Genomic DNA, 17205 nt, shown 5'->3' with positions numbered 1-17205 from the left:
CCGATGACCGGACGGATCGTCTGCTTCGGGGAGCTGCTGCTGCGGCTTACCGCGCCGGGGCGTGAACTCCTGCTCCAGACGGGCCGGCTCGATGTCCATGTCGGTGGCGCGGAAGCCAATGTTGCGGTGGGCCTGTCCTGCCTTGGCCATGCCGCCAGCATGGTCAGCCGTGTCCCAGACAACGCGCTCGGAAGGGCGGCGATTGGCTTCCTCCGCCGAAATGGTGTGGATTCGAGCGGAGTCGGCCTCACCGAGGGCCGGATGGGACTTTATTTCCTGTCCCCGGGCGCCGGATTGCGGTCCTCCGAGATCGTGTACGACCGCGAGGGAAGCAGCTTCGCATCGGCGGGGCCGGATGATTTCGACTGGGATCGGCTGCTCGACGGCGCCGGGCTGTTTCACATGTCCGGGATTACGCCCGCACTCGGACCGCGCTCGGCCGAGCTGGCCCTCGCCGCCGCCCACGCCGCAGCGGCAAGGGCGATTCCGATCTCCTTCGATGGCAACTATCGCGCGCAGCTCTGGCAAAGGTGGGACAGCAATCCGGGCGACATTCTCAACCGTCTCGTCCAGCATGCTGAAATCCTGTTCGGCAATCATCGGGACGTCTCGTTACTGCTTGGCAAAGCCTTTGGCGGCGATGGTGAAGCGCGCCGCCGCGAAGCTGCGGATGCCGCCTTTGCCGCCTTTCCGAAACTGCGCCTGATCGCGTCGACCGCCCGCCATGTCGAAGATGCGGACACGCATCGGATCGCCGCTCGCATCGATTCGCGCGACGGCTCTGCTCAGACCGAGGAAGTGACCGTTGCAGGAATCGTCGACCGGATCGGCGGCGGCGATGCCTTTGCCGTCGGAGTGCTTCACGGCATTCTTTCCGGTCGCGATCTCGACTGGAGTGCAAGGGCCGGGCTTGCCGTGACCGCCCTGAAGCATAGCCTTCCGGGGGATTCGAGCCTGTTCACGACTCGGGACGTGGAATCGTTCCTAGCCGGAGAGCTGGACGTTCGCCGATGATCGACCGGCGCACCTTTTTGATCGGCACTGCCGCACTGCTCTCTTCCCCTGCCCTTGCTGCACGGCCGCAACCTCTGGTCGAAACCACTCTGGGCAGGGTACGCGGCTCGCGCGAGGGAGGGCTCAACGTCTTTCGCGGGATTCGCTACGGCGTGGCGCGACGGTTCCAGGCACCGCTTGCGCCTCCGGTTTCGCGTGAGACTATAGAGGCGGTTCGCTTCGGCCCCTCGTCGCCCCAGCGGGGGGACCGTTACACTCCGACGAGCGAGGACTGTCTTTACCTCAACGTCTGGACTCCCGAGGCAGCACGGGGACGGCGGCGGCCGGTGATGGTCTATATTCATGGCGGCGCTTATTCGTCCGGGAGCGTTGTCGATCCGCTCAACGATGGCCGCTTCCTGGCTCAGGCCGGGGACGTGGTCGTCGTCACGGTCAACCACCGCCTCAACCTGTTCGGCTACCTTTATTTGGCCCGGCTTGATCCACGTTTTCCCGACAGCGGCAATGCCGGCCAGCTCGATCTCGTGCTCGCGATGAGGTGGATCCGGGACAATATAGCGGCGTTCGGCGGCGATCCCGAGAAATTGATGGTGTTTGGCCAATCCGGCGGCGGCGCCAAGATCGCCACCATGATGGGAATGCCCGCCGCCGCCGGCCTGTTCCAGCGAGCGGCGACGATGAGCGGCCAGCAGGTTACCGCATCGGGTCCGCTCAACGCTACGGCCCGCGCCCGCGCCTATATGGAACGACTACGTGCCAGCTCGATCGACGATCTCCTCTCGGCGCCGACGGAGAGACTGGTCGAAGGGCTCGACGCGGTCGATCCGGTCCTGGGCGGAAGCGTCTATTTAGGCCCGGTGCTCGACATGAAATGGCTGGTCCGGCACCCTTTCTGGCCGGACGCGAACCCCCAGTCGAACGCCATTCCGATGATCCTCGGCAACACCCGGGACGAGACTCGCAGCTTCTTCGGACCGGATCATCCGAAGATCCGCGGCTTGAGCTGGGACAATCTGGCCGAGCGGCTTGGCCCGGAGCTTCGAGTCGACATTCATCCCGAATGGGTGGTGTCGGAATATCGGCGCCTGTTCCCGGACTATTCCGCCGAACAGATCTTCTTCGCTGCGACGACGGCGGGGCGCAGCTGGCGAGGCCAGGTCGAAGAAGCCGACGCCCGGGCCAAGGCCGGAGCGCCCACTTGGGTCTACCAGCTGGACTATCCTTCGCCGGTCGACCCCTGGCGAGGTGCGCCGCATACGATGGATATTCCGCTCGTCTTCGGCACCCTCGATGCCGCCGGCTCCATCACGGGGACCGATGCCTCGGCTCGAGCGGTGAGTTCGGCGATGATGAAGGCGTTCATCGCCTTCGCAGAGCACGGGGATCCCAACCATTCCGACCTCCCGACATGGCCGGTTCACACCTTGCCCGAGCGTCAGACGATGATCTTCGATCGACGGTCGCGAGTGGAGAGCGATCCCCGTCGGGAACAGCGCGAAATTTTCGCCCGCGTCCCCTACGTCCAGCCGGGTACCTAGCCGGCCGGCCAGAGCAGCCGTCGGATCGGCAGAGGCTTGGCGCAGAGCCCTTCGGCCGCCCGTTCTCGAGACTAGGGCTGGCGGCGCATTTCTCGGTCGCGAGCGGTCGTCGGCTGCTGGATGAAATCGTCACGCTGCCCGGGATAGCGGCCCGAGCGCGGTTCCATCGTCGCCAGGTCCCACTCGGCCTCGACGAAAGGCGCACGCGTGGGCTCCACCTGAGGATAGCCGCCGACTTCCCGTTCGTCATCGATGATCTCGCCCCGTCCTTCGGCGACGTCGAAAGTCACTCGAACGTCGTGCGCGTCGCGATCCCAGGGGCGAGCACCGGCGAAGCGCAGCACATGCGTTTCGACCTGATCGGCGGGCAGGGCCTCCAGCCCTTGGGGCCAGACCAGGGGATTGGCGACCTCGATGATCCGAGCCGGGCTGGTGGTATAGCGGCCGAACATCGGCAGCGGCTCGCCGCGCCGGTCGACAGCAAGATTGTCGCGGCCGTGAAAGCGCAGGTCGCCGACGCCGCCGATCGTCAGAAAGGCGATGTCGGGCCGCGTCGACAGGCCGGCGCGAAGCACGTTTCCGACAGCCGACAGTTCGCCGAGCTGGTGCGGTCGATCGCCCCATTCCAGATCCATCAGATTGTAGTGGATCGCCTGCGCTCCGGGGTTGAAGATGAGATTATTGACCACCGCCGCATGGACTCCGCCCTTGAGCAGGGGAGAGCGCTCGTAATTGTGCGCATAAAGGTTGCGGTAGATCAGGATTCCCGTCGCATTGTCGTGGATCAGCGATCCCTTCGAATGCTCCCCTTTCGGATGGCTGGCGTCAGCGAGCCCCTCGGCAAGGATGTTGTAGGAGAAGGTGATGTTGTGTGAAGTGCCGCGCCGCCATTCCTCGACCGTGTCGCCGGTGAAGCGCGGTCCGGAGGCGGAAAGATTCTCGTCCACGGCCCAGCTGATCGTGCAGTGATCGATGATGATATTGCGAGCCCCTACCGTGGAGATGCCGTCGGCTTCCCAACCACTCCGGCGCGCCTGACCGGACACCCCGCCCCGGATTCGGATATGCCGAACGACGACGTCATGGGTGCGGATGTCGATCCCGCCCCGAATGATCGTGATCCCCGGCGAAGGCGCCGTTTGCCCTGCGATGGTGAGAAAGGGATCGTCAATGGTGAGGGTCGTCAGACCGAGATCGATCACTCCCGCCACCTCGAACACGACGATTCGCGGACCGCTTCGCTCCAGTGCCGCCCTGAGAGAACCCGGGCCATCGGCATTGAGATTGGTGACTCTGACGATGGCTCCGCCGCGACCGCCCGGAGTCGAAGCGGCCCAGCCTACCGCGCCGGGGAAAGGCTGGCTAAGAGCCGGCGCAGCCAACAGGCTGCAAAAGATCAGAAATGGAACGTGGAACAGCCTCATTGAAACCCTCTCGGCGCTTGGTCTTGACACGTGCTTCTCAACGGCACTAATCCTTTATGACACCGGTTACTCAAGTAGAGCAACCGAGAAGAATGACTGCGGCAAACGCAGCACTTCGGAGAGGGAGGAAGGCGGCTCAGCAGGGCTCCTCGACCTTCAATCTCGCTGTGCGGTCATGCACGCGGTTTTTGCCGGCGCCGGATAGACACCGGTGTCATGGTTGGGGAGGATTGAAGATGGCCGCACAACAGGAATTTGGTCCGCACAAGCGACTCGCGCTCCGTTTGATGGGGGCGGCCTCGGCGCTGGTGATCGCCGGGACGGCGTTCAGCGGACACGCCCTTGCGCAAGATCAGGGGCAGCCTGTCCAGGAAGAGCAACCAGAGGTCGCTCCTTCGCTGGAGGGAGAGGGGGTGGATTCGGCGTCCGATCCGGTCGGAGATGACGCGATCGTCGTCACTGGCTTTCGAGCTTCGCTCAACGCTGCGCTCAGCCTGAAGCGGCAATCGGTGTCCGCCGTTGATGCGATCGTCGCGGAGGACATCGCCCAGTTTCCGGACCAGAACCTGGCCGAGTCGCTTCAGCGCATTCCCGGAATCGCGATCCAGCGTGACGGCGGTGAGGGCCGTGCCATCACCGTTCGAGGGCTGGGCGCCCAGTTCACCCGGGTTCGTCTGAACGGGCTCGAGACAATCGCGACCTCGACCGACGGCGCTTCTGCCAACCGCGACCGTGCGTTCGACTTCAACGTCTTCGCCTCGGAGTTGTTCAGCTCGATTGTCGTTCACAAGACCGCCGAAGCTTCCCTGGACGAGGGATCGCTCGGCGCTGTGATCGATCTCAATACGGGCAATCCGCTCGGTGGGCGCCCGGGCTTCAATCTCGCCCTTTCGGCGCAGGCTTCCTACAACGATCTCAGCGACAATGTCGGACCGCGGGTCGCCGCACTGATCTCCTGGACCAATCCGGAGCGGACCTTCGGAGTCTCCGTTTCCGGCGCCTATTCCAAGCTCGATACGCTGGAGCTCGGCAACAATACGGTGCGGTGGGAACAGGCGCGGTTCGATTCCGTGAACGGGACGCCCTGCTGGTACACAAGCGCTACCAGCGCGACTCCGGTGGCCAATAATGGCGGCGTGTTCCGCCCCGGCGCGGCCGGCGGTGCCTGCGGGCAGGTCGGCCTGGCATTTCACCCCCGAATCCCCCGCTACGGCGAGGTTGGGCACGATCGCGAACGGCTCGGCCTCACGGCGAGCGTTCAGTTCGAGCCGAGCGATCGTACCCGACTTTCGATCGATGGCCTTTATTCCCGGTTCCGCGAGGATCGTGAGGAGAAGTGGGGCGAGGTCCTTTTCCGAAGCAACCAGCGCCGGATCGACGTCAGCAACTTCGTGATCGACCCGGAGACGAATAATCTCGTTTCCGCCACGTTCGATGATGCCTGGGTCCGCACCGAGCATTATCTGCGCCAGTCCGAGACCGAATTCTACCAGCTTGGCGCAACCTGGGACCAGGAGGTCAGCGACAGCTTCCGCTTCACCCTCCTCGGAGGCTTGTCCAGGTCGCAAGCGGCGATCCCCGTCGAAACGACGATCGTCTTCGACAACCGCGCCGCCCAGGATTATAGCTACGACTATACCAATTCGCGTAGCCCGGTGCTCACTTTCGGCACGGACATGACGAACCCGGCCAATTTCCAGCTCGCGGAGATCCGCGATCGTCCGTCCAGCGTGACGAACCGGTTCCGGACGGCGCAGCTGCGTACCGAATGGGATGTCACCGACGGTCTGCAGATCAAGGCCGGTGCCGTGTACCGGCGCTTCAGTTTCGCGTCCGAGGCGTTTACGCGCGACACGGCTGTCTGCGGCAATGGCGGTCCGGATCGTGTGCTCGGAACGATCACCTGCTCGCCTTCCTCTGCCTTCGGGCCAGGATCCGTCTACGGTTTCCCCGTCACGTCAGATCTTGCCGAGCTGTTCGAGCTTGGAAATGCCGGACAGCCTGCGGGGACGACAACATCCTGGCTGATCCCTAACCTCCGCAATGCAGCCGAGTTTACCAATCTATACGGTCGGGAGCTGCGGGTGGACGCCGGCAATGTGCGAAGCGTCGCGGAGGAGGTGACCGGCGGCTATCTCCAGTTCGATGCCCGGGGCGACCTGGTCGGCCTCGAATATGCGCTGAACGCCGGCATCCGCTACGCGCGCACCGACCAGACTTCGACTGGTCTGCTCAGCGGAGTCGAACGCACGGTCGAGCGCAACTACGATGACTGGCTTCCAGCCGTGAACCTGGCGCTCTATCCTACCCGCAACGTCATCGTTCGCGCTGCAGTGGCCAAGGTGATCACCCGGCCCTCGCTTGGAAGCCTGACGCCGGGCGGTTCTGCCGACGGCTTCAACTTCAGGATCAATTTCGGCAACCCGCAACTCTCGCCGTATCGCGCCACCAACTATGACCTGGCGGTCGAATGGTATTTCGCGCCGGAGTCGATCTTCTCGGTTGCCGTCTTCAGGAAGGATATTGCGAGCTTCCCGGTATCGGAGACGATCACCGATATCTCCTTCGATTCCACGGGACTCCCGGTTTCGGTGCTGGTCCCCTCATCGCCGGCTGCTCTGGATCCGGCGCTCCGGGCGGCCCCGATCTGGTCGATCAATACCACGGTCAACGGCGAGGGGGCTACGCTCAACGGTCTCGAAGTGGCGCTTCAAGGCCCGTTTCGCTTCCTGCCTGGCCTCCTGTCCAATTTCGGCGGGATCGTGAATGCGAGCTTCGTCGATTCCGACGCCACCTATCTCGTGACGGGGCCACGCACCGCCTATCTCGCCAACGGCAATTACGCTGCTGCGGTTCCAGAGGAGCGGAGCGCGACCTTCTTCGGGCTGTCGAAGCGAACCTTCAACGCCACGCTCTACTATGATGACGGCCGGTTCAGCGCTCGTGCGTCGGTGAGCTATCGGAGCGGGTTCATCGACGGAAACAGCGGCACCGGCAACGTCTTCGAAGGCTACAATTCGACTCTGAACCTGGATGCGGCGGTCCGGTACGAGATCAACGATCATTTCGAGGTCTCGCTCGAGGGGATCAATCTCACGGACGAATATCGCGACCGTTGGACGGACATCGATGCCAACCGAAACTACGAATATAATCATTTCGGCCGGACCATTCTGCTCGGTGTCCGTTATCGCCTCTGATCCACCGCCATCCCTTTGACTTCGGGCCGGGCGCTTCGATCGGCGTTCGGTCCTTCACCGAGAGGCAGTGACGTGGATCGTCGAACCAGCATGAAGTCCATTGCGGCGGCCGGCCTCGCTTTGGGCGGGCTGTCGCTCTCACCGGCGCGCCTGTTTGCGCAGGGCTCGCGGGCGTCGAGCTCGCTTGACCCTTATTCCGAGATGAGCTGGGGCCGCGGGTTCGAAGGGCAGAGGCGCGCCGATCTTGGCGACGGTACCTTCCTCAACCCCATCTTCGCCGGCGATCGGCCCGATCCGACCATCCTGCGTGACGGTGACGATTATTACGTCACCTTCTCGAGCTTCGACGCCTATCCTGGAATCGTCATCTGGCACAGCCGCGATCTCGTGAACTGGCGTCCGGTTACGGCTGCCTTGCGCATTCCGATCGGCTCGGTCTGGGCTCCAGAACTGGTGAAGCATCAAGGTCGCTATTTCGTCTACATCCCCGCCCGGTTCCCGGACAAGAGATCGATCTATGTCATCCATGCCGACAGGATCGAGGGGCCCTGGTCCGAGCCGATCGACCTCGACCTGCCGAACCATATCGATCCGGGGCATGCGGTCGGCGAAGATGGCGAACGCTATCTTTTCCTCTCCGGCGGTGATCGAGTCCGGCTCAGCCGCGACGGTCTGAGGAGGACGAGCGACGTAGAGCATGTCTACGACCCCTGGCGCTATCCCGAGGACTGGGTCGTTGAGACATTCGCTCCGGAAGGCCCCAAGATCGTCCGCCGCGGCGACTATTATTACATGACGACGGCCGTTGGCGGCACAGCCGGCCCGCCGACCGGGCACATGGTGATCATGGCTCGGTCGCGGTCGATCCACGGGCCTTGGGAAGATGATCCCGGCAATCCGATCATCCGCACCACTTCCGAGCGCGAGAAATGGTGGTCGCGCGGTCACGCCACCCTGTTTGAAGGACCCAACGGTCGCTGGTGGATGATCTATCACGGTTACGAGAATGGCTATTGGACGCTCGGACGTCAGACCCTTTTGGAGCCGGTTGAATGGACGACGAGCGGCTGGGTTCGACCGCTCGGCGGCGACCTGTCCCGGAGGATCGCGAAACCGCTCGAACTTGGGCCGCAGCCGCATGGCGCCGCGCTGAGCGATGACTTCTCCGAGCCCCGCTTCGGCACGCAATGGGCCTTCTATGATCCCGCGGCCGGTGAAATGGGGCGGGTCCGTCTCGGCGGCGGCAAGCTGCACCTGCGCGGCAAGGGCAGCAGCCCGAGCGACTGCTCGCCGCTCAGCTGCATCGCCGGCGACCAGCGCTACCGGATCGAAGCCGATGTCGAGGTCGATCCCGGTGCCGAGGGCGGCCTTCTCCTCTTCTACAATCGCCGCCTTTATGCCGGCTTGGGCCTCGGCGACCGCGGCCTGGTCATGCACCGATACGGCTTGCAGCGCCTTAGCGGCACGGCGCCGGGCCAGCGCGACTCGGGTGCAAGCGGCCCGCTTCGGGCGCTTCGGCTGCGGCTGACCAATGATCGCAACATCCTGACGATCCACACGAGCGCGGACGAAGGCCGCAGCTGGCAGAAGTTCGACGTTCAGATGGAAGTTTCCGGTTACCACCATAACGTCGCTTATGACTTCCTCAGCCTCCGGCCGGCACTCTACGCAGCCGGAGCAGGGGAGGTGCGTTTTTCCAACTTCACCTATCGGGCGCTGCAATGATGATCGATCGCCGAACCGCACTAATCGCCGGCCTGGCCGTCGGGGTGGGAGCCAGCTCCGCAGCCGCCGGACAAACGCCGCCGCCGGCAACGCGCGAGTCACCGCATATGAGCCAGCCTGAGCCGACGGAGACGATCGACCTCTGGCCCGGGCAGGCACCCGGTGCTCCGGCAGTCCTTCCGGTCGAAACCGTGCGCGAGCGGAGCAGCGACCCATCCTACAACGATCGTTATGTCTTCGGCATTGCTCGCCCGCGCCTGGTCGTCTTCCGCCCGGAGCGTCCGAACGGTTCGGCGGTGCTGATCATGCCGGGCGGTGGCTATAATTGGGTGGTGATCGACAAGGAGGCCTATGAAATGGCGCGCCTCCTTTCTGCACGGGGCATCACCGCTTTCGTCCTCTTCTACCGTCTGCCGCACGAAGGGTGGGCCGCGGGACCCGATGTCGCGATCGGTGATGCCCAGCGGGCCATTCGGCTGATCCGCCACCAAGCGGGCCGATTCGGGTTGGATCCTGGCCGAGTGTGCGCCCTCGGCTTTTCCGCGGGCGGCCATCTCTGCGCCGACCTTGCGACGCGCTTCGATGCGTCGACCTACCAGCCCGTCGATTCCGCCGACCGGCTAAGCGCCCGCCCGGATGCGGTCGCGCCGATTTACCCGGTCATCTCGATGACCTTGCCGACGGCGCATGCGGGATCGCGACGCAATCTGATCGGGGAGAATGCCGCGGCAGAACTCGAGCGGGCGCATTCGCCCAATCATAATGTTCGCCCCGATTGTCCGCCGGTCTTCCTGCTCCATGCGGAGGATGACGAGGCGGTCGTCGTTGAGAACAGCCTGCTCCTGCGGGCGGCCTTACGCGAAGCCGGAGTGGAGACCGAAACGCATCTCTTTCCCGATGGCGGTCATGGCTTCGGCCTGCGTCTGGCGCGTGGCAAATCCGTCGAAGGTTGGCCTGCATTGTTCACCGCATGGGGGCGGCGCAAGGGATTATGGACGTGATCGTCCGACTGGTCCTGGTGCTGATCGCTTTACTGGTCGCCGCACCGGCTCCGGCCCAGGACCGCGCCGAAATCGAGCGGACGATGCGGCGGGCGACGGAGTTCATGGTCGAGGAAGTGGCGACCAATGGCGGCTATGTCTGGTCCTATCTTCCCGACCTTTCGCGCCGCTGGGGAGAACTCGAAGCCGCGCCGAGCATGATCTGGGTTCAGCCGCCCGGAACCGCGACCATGGGGCATCTCTTCCTCGATGCCTATCACGCCACGGGCGACGATTATTATTACCGGGCGGCCGAACAGGTCGCCGGAGCCCTGATCTGGGGCCAGCATCGAAGCGGCGGCTGGAACTATTTCATCGACTTTGCCGGCGAGGCCTCGACCCGCAACTGGTATGAGACGGTCGGCCGCAACGCCTGGCGAATGGAGGAATTCCAGCATCACGGCGGCAACGCGACGTTCGACGATGCCGGCACTTCGGAAGCGATGCAATTCCTGCTCCGACTCTATGTCGAGAAGCGCGATCCGAAGTACCGGCCGGCACTGGATCGGGCGATCGATTTCGTCCTGGAAAGCCAATACCCGATCGGCGGCTGGCCGCAGCGCTACCCGCACAGTGAGACCTACCCCGATTATGCGCGGCTGATCACGTTCAACGACGACGTGGCGGCGGAGAATATCCGCTTCCTGATCATGTGCTATCAGGCGCTCGGCGAAACTCGGGTCCGTGACGCGATCGTCCGCGGGATGAACGCCTTTCTGGTGACTCAGCTTGGCCCGCCGCAAGCCGGCTGGGCGCTTCAATACACGCTCGACCTGCAACCCGCCGAGGCGCGCTCCTACGAACCTCGGGCGCTCGCGACTCAGACGACCGCTGCCAACGTCCAGGCGTTGATGGACTTCTACCGCCTGACCGGCGAGACCAAGTTCCTGGCACGGATCCCCGAGGCGCTGGACTGGCTGGAAACGGTTCGCCTCCCGGCGGGGCAGGAGCGCGGCAATCGCGCCTTCCCGACCTTCATCGAGATCGGCACCAACCGCCCGATCTACGTCCACCGCCGCGGATCGAACGTGGTCAACGGACAATATTATTGGGACTATGACGCCGAGGCGACGATCGGCCATTATTCGGCCTTTCGGGCGATCGACATTCCGGCGCTGCGCGCCGAATATGCGCGGCTGCGCGACACCTTTTCGGAGCAGGTCCGGGCCTTTTCGCCACTGTTCGCCACCAGTCCGATGCCTCTGCCCCGCTACTTCGTGAGCGGAAGCCAGACCGGTTCCGATCTCAATGCTCGCGCGGCCGGAACGCCGCGACAGATCATCCGCGCCCTTAACGCGCGTGGCTACTGGCCCACGCCCCTGGTCGCGACCAGCAACCCGTATCGCGGCCCCGGGCCAGCCGAGATACAGGCCGGAGACTTCCGTTCCACCCATGTAGGCGACTCGAGCGATACCTCGCCTTACCCGAGCGAAACGCCGGTGGTCGGCATCTCGACCGCTGCCTACATCGCCAACATGGCGCGCCTGATCGAAGAGCTGCAGCGAAACGACTGAGGCCAGGAGGCAGAGTCCCGGAGCGAGACTGGCGACGGCCAGGAGTCGACCAGCTTTCTGCGGCCGCCCGGCTCAAAGCGTTTTCAGAGGGATCTGCTGGTCGGCCAGCTTGTCTTTGGGCGGTGACAGTCGCTCTGCGACGAGCCGCTTCCCCTGAACATAGTCCTTGACGGCGTTCACGCAGTCGAGCGCTGCGACCCGGCCGTTCCGAAGGTAGATGACGGAGAAGCTGCGGCTGGCAGGCTCGCCCCGGACGATCACTTCGTCATGGTCGTGAGCCAGGCCTATCGTCTGCAACTTGAGGTCGTACTGGTTGGACCAGAACCAGGGTACCGAGTCATAGGGGCGCGGATCCCCGAGGATCGCCTCGGCGGCGACCACGGCTTGATCATGCGCGTTCTGAACCGATTCCAGCCGAACCCGACCGCCATCGGCGTAGCGGTTGGAATGAGCGGCGCAGTCGCCAATGGCGAAGATGTCGGGAAGCCCGGTCCGGCAATATTCATCGACATCGACTCCGTCGCTGCCTTTCGCGCCGGCGCGAAGCAGCGGCTCGACGACAGGATCGATGCCGACTCCGACGATGACCGCATCCGCTTCGATCAGCAAACCGTCGGCCAGTCTCACGCCGCTTGCGGCGCCGTCGCGCTCCTCGATGCATTGGACGGAAATCCCGGTCCGGACGTCGACTCCCCGTGCTCGGTGCTCGGCTTCGTAGAAGCGGGAGATCGGCTCTGCCGCAACCCGCGCGAGCACCCGATCCTGAGCCTCGAGGAGGACGACCTGCTTGCCCAGTTTTGCAAGCACCGAAGCCGCCTCAAGGCCGATAAAGCCGCCGCCGATGACCGCCAGGCGGCGCCTCCCGGGCAGATCCCGTAACAGCGAGTCCACATCGATCCGCGATCGGATCGTGTGGACGTTTGGAAGATCGCCACCACTGCAGGCCAGACTGCGAGGAACTCCGCCCGCCGCCCAGATGAGCCGGCGGTAACCAAGAGCGCGACCATCTTCGAGCAGCACCTGATGGGCGTCGGGCTCGACTCGGATGACTTTCTGCCCAAGCCGCATCTCGACCTGGCGGTCCCGCCAGAAATCCGGGGACCGGATCAGCAGTCGTTCGGACGATCTTTCGCCAGCCAGATACTCCTTGGACAAGGGCGGCCGCTCGTAGGGCAGCTCGGACTCGGCGCTCACCAGTGCGATCGAGCCTTGAAAATGGCGCTGCCGCAAGGCGATTGCCGCCTGGGCTCCACCATGTCCGCCACCAACGATCAGGACGTCGAAAGCCGTTTGTTCGATCAACTCTGCCTTCCTCTTTCGGCCCGGATAGAGAAAGCGCAAGGCGCCGTCCAACCTCGCTTCGGATGAGGCGGACATCGTTCTGCGAGCGAGGGAAGAGATGCGGGGAAAGGCTGGCTCGACGGCGAATTTGCCAATAGCAGACGATGATGATGATCGATTCAACACCAGGCTCGACCGCCCGGACATTCGAACGCCTCAACCCGATGACGGGGAAAGTCGCCACCAGCGCTCGCGCTTTCACCGTGGAAGAGGCCCGCCAAGTTGCCGAAGCGGCGGCCGCCGCTTTTCCGGACTGGAGTGCGCTGGGGCCCAGCCCGCGTCGCGCGCTCCTCAACAAGGCGGCGGCCGCGCTCGAGGCGCGGTCGGACCAGTTCGTTGACCTCATGATCAGCGAGACGGGTTCGACGGAGGGCTGGGCTCGATTCAACCTCGCCCTGGCCGCAGGGATGATCCGCGAAGCGGCCGCTCTGACGACTCAGGTCGGCGGCGAGGTGATTCCGTCCGACAAGCCGGGCTGCATCTCGCTGGCGCTGCGCGAGCCGGTTGGAGTGATCCTCGGGATCGCGCCCTGGAACGCTCCAATCATCCTCGGGGTACGTGCCATCGCCGTCCCGCTCGCCTGCGGCAACAGCGTCATCCTGAAGGCTTCGGAACTTTGCCCTGGCACGCATGGACTGATCGTCCGCTGCTTCGCCGACGCCGGCTTTCCGGAAGGCGTGGTGAACCTGGTCAGCAACGCGCCGGAGGATGCGGGCGAGATCGTCGGTGCCTTGATCGATCATCCCGCGGTTCGGCGAATCAACTTCACCGGATCGACCGAGGTCGGTCGGATCATCGCTCGACGCGCCGCCGAGCACCTGAAGCCGGTCCTGCTCGAGCTCGGCGGCAAGGCGCCGCTGATCGTCCTCGAAGATGCCGATCTGGATGAGGCCGCCAAGGCCGCAGCCTTCGGGGCGTTCATGAACCAGGGCCAGATCTGCATGTCGACAGAACGGATCATCGTTGTCGAGGCCGTTGCCGATGCCTTTGCCGAGAAACTCGCCGCCAGGGCGGCTTCGATTGTCTGCGGCGATCCTCGGGAGAACAAGGCTCCGCTCGGTTGCGTCGTCGATCAAAGCGCCGTTCAGCGGGTCAACGGGCTGATCGACGATGCTCTCGACAAGGGCGCGGTTACCTTGGCAGGCGGGAAATCGGACGGTGTTCTGATGTGCGCCACCGTTCTCGACCGCGTGGGCCCCGACATGAAGCTCTATGGTGATGAAAGCTTCGGACCGGTGGTTGCGATCATCCGGGCGCGCGACGAGGCCGATGCCGTTCGGATCGCCAATGACAGCGAATATGGCCTCTCGGCCGCCGTGTTCACTCGCGATTCGGCTCGCGGCCTCAAAGTGGCGCGCCGGATCCATTCCGGCATTTGCCACGTCAACGGGCCGACCGTTCATGACGAGCCGCAAATGCCCTTCGGTGGGGTCGGCGCCTCCGGCTATGGCCGCTTCGGCGGCAAAGCGGGCATCGACAGCTTTACGGAGCTTCGCTGGATCACTCTGGAAACCGAACCGGGCGCCTATCCGATCTAGGTCAACAGCCATATCCATTGGGGACTTCGCTGCCCAAGCCGGCTCGGGGCAGTCCGGCATTGAACAAGCGGCTCTTCCGAGCGTTTTCGCCCCGACAGGGGCGAAGTTGCAGGAGTAGCCTCATGAAGAAGGTCTTCAGGACGAGTCTTGCCGGCCTGACGTTGGCGGCGATGCTGGCGCTGACCGCAGCGCCGGCGGAAGCCCAGAGATGGCGGCGCGATCGCGACAGGGATGACGACTGGGCCTGGGCTGTCGGTGCCGGGATAATCGGCCTCGGAATCGGCGCGGCGATCGCTTCAAGTGATCGGCGCGGCCGCTACTACGATCCTTATTATTACGACCGGCGCGGCTATTATGATCGCGGCTACTATCGCGGTCGCTACTATGACGACCGCTATTACCGCGCCCGACACCCGCGTCGCTATTATGCTCGGCGCTGCCTTACCCGGTGGGAGTGGGACCCCTGGTATCGCGACTATGTCCGGGTCCGCTACTGCTGAACCCGATCCATCGCAGACCGATCAGGCCGGGGGTGAGTTCACGCTAGCGCGTGAACCTTTCCCCGGCCTCGGCCTTGCGGAGCAGCAGGTCTGAAAGACCGAATTCCGGGCCAAGGCGTTCCGCCTGGCGCTTTAGGCCTTCGACGATCTTGAGCAGGCCTTCGGTGTCCGCCCAGAACATCGGACCGCCGCGATAGACTGGCCAGCCATAGCCGTAGACCCAGACCACGTCGATGTCCGACGCGCGCTGCGCCATTTCCTCGTCGAGTATCTTCGCGCCCTCGTTGACCATCGTGTAGAGCGTTCGCTCGACGATCTCCTGATCGCTGATCTCGCGCGGCTGCACACCCGCCTTGCTTCGGAACTCTTCGATGATTTCCTGCACCCTGGGCGAAGGGGAGGGGCGCCGTTTCTCGTCATAGTCGTAGAAACCGGCCCCCTTCTTCTGTCCCCAGCGATCGATCGCGCACAATGCGTCGCGGATATTCTCGATCCGGCTCGGATCGCGATGCCAGCCAATGTCCACACCGGCGAGATCGGCCATCTGGAACGGTCCCATCGGCATTCCGAAGTCGACATGGACCTTGTCGATCTGCTGGGGGGTGGCGCCTTCGATCAACAGCTGGTTGGCCTGAAGCTGGCGCGGGATCAGCATGCGATTGCCGATGAAGCCGTAACAGACGCCTGCAACGACCGCGACCTTCCTGATCTTCTTGGCCAGCTGCATGGCGGTGACGAGCACGTCCGGCGCCGTCTTCGCTCCGCGGACGACCTCGAGGAGCTTCATGACGTTCGCCGGCGAGAAGAAATGGAGGCCGAGCACGTCCTGAGGTCGAGAGGTGGCCGCGGCGATTTCGTCGATGTTGAGATAGGACGTGTTGGAGGCGAGGATGGCGCCTGGCTTGGCGATCCTGTCGAGCTTTCCGAACACCTCCTTCTTGATGTCCATATTCTCGAAAACGGCCTCGATGATGAGGTCGCAATCGCCGAGATCGTCCATGCTCAGCGTGGGCTTCAGCAATCCCATCGCCTGCTCCACCTGATCGGCGGTGATCCTGCCCTTGGCTGCACTGGCCTCGTAATTCTTGCGCATGACTCCGGTGCCGCGATCGAGCGCGTCCTGAGCCATTTCGACGATCGTCACGGGGATCCCGGCCGACAGGAAATTCATGGAAATGCCGCCGCCCATCGTGCCGGCGCCGATCACGCCGACTCTGCGGATCTCGCGCGGCTGTGTGTCGTCGGGCAAGCCTTCGATCTTGGCCGCCTTGCGCTCGGCGAAGAAGAAATATTGCTGTGCTCGCGCCTGGGTGCCGCTCATCAATTCCATGAAGAGCCGCCGTTCGTCCTGAACGCCTTCGGCATAAGGCTTCGTGACCGCCGCCTCGATCGCGCGAATATTATATTCCGGGGCGTCGAAGCCGCGGAACTTCCTGGCATTGGCCTGTCGGAATTCGTCGAAAACGGCCGGGTTGCCGCGTACCTCGGCGATCTTGTCGTCCCGTTCGCTCGTCCTCGGAATAGGGCGCACGTCCCTCACTTGCTCGGCGAAAGCGACGGCATGCTGCTCGAGATCGCCTTCGATCAGCCGGTCGACGAGGCCGATCTCGAATGCCTCGCGAGCACCGATCGGATTTCCGGTCGCGGCCATCTCCAGCGCCTTCTTCACGCCGGCGACGCGGGGCAGGCGCTGAGTGCCGCCGGCCCCGGGAAGAAGGCCGAGTTTCACCTCCGGCACGCCGAGCTTCGCCGACGGAACGGCAACTCGGTAATGGCTCGCCAGCGCGACCTCGAGCCCGCCACCGAAGGCGGTGCCGTGGATCGCGGCAATCACGGGCTTGGTGCAATTCTCGATGATATCCACGACCTGGGGAAGAACCGGAGGCTGCATCGACTTCGGAGTGCCGAATTCACTGATGTCGGCTCCGGCAAAGAAGGTCTGCCCCTGGCAGAGGATCACCACCGCCCGGACGCTCTCGTCTGAATCGGCCTCCTCGATGGCCTTGACCAAGCCTTCGCGAACCGCGTGTCCGAGCGCGTTCACAGGCGGGTTGTTCGACGTGACGACCAGCACGTCGCCATGCTTCCTGGTGGAAATCGGGCTCATTGGCATGCCTCCTTTGTCGACCTGCCGATGGCGCGTCTTTACGTAAACGTCAACCGCACGTGCCGGCCCGCCCGAGGTCCTAAGTGTGGGATCGCCCTCGTGTTCACCGTCGTCGGACCGGCGGAGATTCTCGCCACCATAGCGGACTCGGACTCGCCCTGGTCGCCAGCGCACCCTCGGTTACGCCGGCGGATCGACTGAGACCGATGAGCTGCCGCGTTCCCCCATTCGGACACCTGCAACAAACGTAACAACTAAGACTTG

Annotated in this window: 11 protein-coding genes; 8 read left to right on the top strand and 3 right to left on the bottom strand. The window is 64.0% G+C overall.

What is annotated here, in order from left to right; all coding sequences use genetic code 11:
• The first annotated feature begins 3 nt into the window (after positions 1-3).
• Complete coding sequence (locus ACRYLT_RS16505; protein WP_482665170.1) at positions 4-1014, top strand: PfkB family carbohydrate kinase; 1011 nt, start codon at positions 4-6, stop codon at positions 1012-1014.
• Positions 1011-2552 carry a carboxylesterase/lipase family protein gene (locus ACRYLT_RS16500; protein WP_482665169.1) on the top strand — a complete coding sequence of 514 codons (1542 nt, stop codon included), beginning with the start codon at positions 1011-1013 and terminating at the stop codon, positions 2550-2552. The genes ACRYLT_RS16505 and ACRYLT_RS16500 overlap by 4 nt, the downstream gene beginning before the upstream one ends.
• Before the next feature lie 71 nt (positions 2553-2623).
• On the opposite strand, the gene ACRYLT_RS16495 is transcribed toward ACRYLT_RS16500, so the two are convergent.
• The gene (locus ACRYLT_RS16495) at positions 2624-3976 is read right to left on the bottom strand and encodes a pectate lyase family protein (protein ID WP_482665168.1); all 1353 of its coding nucleotides are present in this window, start codon (positions 3974-3976) and stop codon (positions 2624-2626) included.
• Between the two features lie 236 nt (positions 3977-4212).
• Between ACRYLT_RS16495 and ACRYLT_RS16490 the strand changes: the two genes are divergently transcribed.
• The 4 genes from ACRYLT_RS16490 to ACRYLT_RS16475 all read left to right on the top strand — a co-directional run bounded on the left by ACRYLT_RS16490 (position 4213) and on the right by ACRYLT_RS16475 (position 11455).
• Entirely contained in the window at positions 4213-7176 is a 2964-nt protein-coding gene (locus tag ACRYLT_RS16490) for a TonB-dependent receptor (RefSeq protein WP_482665167.1), read from the top strand.
• 90 nt (positions 7177-7266) lie between these two features.
• Positions 7267-8901 carry a family 43 glycosylhydrolase gene (locus tag ACRYLT_RS16485; protein ID WP_482665166.1) on the top strand — a complete coding sequence of 545 codons (1635 nt, stop codon included), beginning with the start codon at positions 7267-7269 and terminating at the stop codon, positions 8899-8901.
• Positions 8898-9902 carry an alpha/beta hydrolase gene (locus ACRYLT_RS16480; protein WP_482665165.1) on the top strand — a complete coding sequence of 335 codons (1005 nt, stop codon included), beginning with the start codon at positions 8898-8900 and terminating at the stop codon, positions 9900-9902. The genes ACRYLT_RS16485 and ACRYLT_RS16480 overlap by 4 nt, the downstream gene beginning before the upstream one ends.
• The gene (locus ACRYLT_RS16475) at positions 9893-11455 is read left to right on the top strand and encodes a pectate lyase (protein ID WP_482665164.1); all 1563 of its coding nucleotides are present in this window, start codon (positions 9893-9895) and stop codon (positions 11453-11455) included. Before ACRYLT_RS16480 ends, ACRYLT_RS16475 begins: the two co-directional genes overlap by 10 nt.
• A 72-nt stretch (positions 11456-11527) precedes the next feature.
• On the opposite strand, the gene ACRYLT_RS16470 is transcribed toward ACRYLT_RS16475, so the two are convergent.
• A complete protein-coding gene (locus tag ACRYLT_RS16470; RefSeq protein WP_482665163.1) occupies positions 11528-12757 on the bottom strand; it encodes an NAD(P)/FAD-dependent oxidoreductase in 1230 nt (409 codons plus the stop codon).
• Between the two features lie 146 nt (positions 12758-12903).
• Here ACRYLT_RS16470 and ACRYLT_RS16465 point away from each other — a divergent pair, with 146 nt between their 5' ends.
• Both ACRYLT_RS16465 and ACRYLT_RS16460 read left to right on the top strand, forming a co-directional pair.
• On the top strand, positions 12904-14334 hold the full coding sequence (locus tag ACRYLT_RS16465; protein ID WP_482665162.1) for an aldehyde dehydrogenase: 1431 nt from the start codon (positions 12904-12906) through the stop codon (positions 14332-14334).
• A 122-nt stretch (positions 14335-14456) separates the two neighbouring features.
• On the top strand, positions 14457-14834 hold the full coding sequence (locus ACRYLT_RS16460; protein WP_482665161.1) for a hypothetical protein: 378 nt from the start codon (positions 14457-14459) through the stop codon (positions 14832-14834).
• Positions 14835-14877: 43 nt separating this feature from the next.
• Here the strand turns inward: ACRYLT_RS16460 and ACRYLT_RS16455 are convergent, their stop codons facing one another.
• On the bottom strand, positions 14878-16941 hold the full coding sequence (locus tag ACRYLT_RS16455) for a 3-hydroxyacyl-CoA dehydrogenase NAD-binding domain-containing protein (protein WP_482665160.1): 2064 nt from the start codon (positions 16939-16941) through the stop codon (positions 14878-14880).
• Positions 16942-17205 lie beyond the last annotated feature (264 nt).

It is taken from the genome of Sphingosinicella sp. SM1-17, assembly GCF_056821765.1.
The sequence above is the reverse complement of the archived record's forward strand: the minus strand, read 5'-3'. Positions and strand labels throughout refer to the sequence as shown.

What these genes read in the sequence shown, in the direction of transcription:
- ACRYLT_RS16505 (WP_482665170.1), top strand. Translation starts at nt 4, where the DNA reads ATGACCGGACGGATCGTCTGCTTCGGGGAGCTGCTGCTGCGGCTTACC.
- ACRYLT_RS16500 (WP_482665169.1), top strand. Translation starts at nt 1,011, where the DNA reads ATGATCGACCGGCGCACCTTTTTGATCGGCACTGCCGCACTGCTCTCT.
- ACRYLT_RS16495 (WP_482665168.1), bottom strand. Translation starts at nt 3,976, where the DNA reads ATGAGGCTGTTCCACGTTCCATTTCTGATCTTTTGCAGCCTGTTGGCT.
- ACRYLT_RS16490 (WP_482665167.1), top strand. Translation starts at nt 4,213, where the DNA reads ATGGCCGCACAACAGGAATTTGGTCCGCACAAGCGACTCGCGCTCCGT.
- ACRYLT_RS16485 (WP_482665166.1), top strand. Translation starts at nt 7,267, where the DNA reads ATGAAGTCCATTGCGGCGGCCGGCCTCGCTTTGGGCGGGCTGTCGCTC.
- ACRYLT_RS16480 (WP_482665165.1), top strand. Translation starts at nt 8,898, where the DNA reads ATGATGATCGATCGCCGAACCGCACTAATCGCCGGCCTGGCCGTCGGG.
- ACRYLT_RS16475 (WP_482665164.1), top strand. Translation starts at nt 9,893, where the DNA reads ATGGACGTGATCGTCCGACTGGTCCTGGTGCTGATCGCTTTACTGGTC.
- ACRYLT_RS16465 (WP_482665162.1), top strand. Translation starts at nt 12,904, where the DNA reads ATGATGATCGATTCAACACCAGGCTCGACCGCCCGGACATTCGAACGC.
- ACRYLT_RS16460 (WP_482665161.1), top strand. Translation starts at nt 14,457, where the DNA reads ATGAAGAAGGTCTTCAGGACGAGTCTTGCCGGCCTGACGTTGGCGGCG.
- ACRYLT_RS16455 (WP_482665160.1), bottom strand. Translation starts at nt 16,941, where the DNA reads ATGAGCCCGATTTCCACCAGGAAGCATGGCGACGTGCTGGTCGTCACG.